Source organism: Photobacterium minamisatsumaniensis (assembly GCF_050336695.1).
GTDB lineage: Bacteria > Pseudomonadota > Gammaproteobacteria > Enterobacterales > Vibrionaceae > Photobacterium > Photobacterium minamisatsumaniensis.
The window spans coordinates 1-1,019 of sequence record NZ_JAKJSI010000114.1; the positions used below are offsets into that span (position 1 = coordinate 1).

Consider the following 1,019-nt stretch of genomic DNA (forward strand, 5'->3'; position numbering starts at 1 on the left):
TAGCCATAGCGGATGCTGTGGTTTCGGGGGCTGCTGATTTTGGTATTAACTATGGAATCAACAAAGCYAGCGGTATGTCCAATAAAGAGGCCGCTAGAAGTGCKGGGATCTCAGCTGGCATTGGCGCTGCGATTGGGTTGGCAWCGTTTGGGGTTGGCCTAAAGCTAGGTAAGTCAGGCAAGTCGCTTCCTACAGCTAGTGGAAGGAGAGCTAGCTCTACGACTATTGGAGAAACGAGCTTTCACAACGATCGTTTTCGTAAAATATTTCGAGAGGTATTGCATGCAAGAAAGCGTGGTCGAATAAAAGTACTAAAGACACATGAGGATTTTGATAAGATCTTCGAAGCTGGGAATATACATAAATGGGTATTAACTAAAGATAAGAAATTTATTATGGGCGCAATGAATGATGCTAAGGATTTATCACATCCGGCTATTGCGGTAATTGGCTCTAAGTCAATAAAGAATGGCAAAAGCGTGCTTGCTGCTGGGAGGATGTTTCGAATATATGATGAAAATTTTGGGGGTGACTTAGAGGCTATTTTTTCTATTAATAATCACTCAGGACATTTTAAACCTTCTCGTGACTCTATCGAGAAAGTCATGCCTTTTTTCTTGGGGTACCCACATAATATACATGTTCAATATGTATTTTATTGTCAATTGTCGGCTGAATGGCTTCCTTCCAAGTTTGTTTTGACAGCCAGAGTTTTTCTTATAGCACCTGGCTGGAGTTCGTATATTTTTACTGGAACAGGATATGCTTCGGACCTTGCGAGGCTCCTGATTGTAAGCATTTCAAAAAGGAACTTTATGAAACAGTTATCCCCCCAAAATCCTCACCGCCGTCGGTTTATTAAAATGACTTTGGGTACAACGGCTATTGCAAATCCCTTAGTTAACCTGTCGGAAGCTGCTGGACGCTCATCAGCCGCATTATCGAGTCCGTTAATAGTAAGCCCTATCGGGTTTAACGGGGAGCGGAAGGMCCCTGCGACAGGGAATTATATGCTAGGT

The 1,019-nt window shown here is 43.0% G+C and carries 1 pseudogene; it reads left to right on the plus strand.

The window, feature by feature from the left end:
- Positions 1–1,019: pseudogene (locus L4D78_RS28285) on the plus strand (hypothetical protein); the annotation flags it as partial.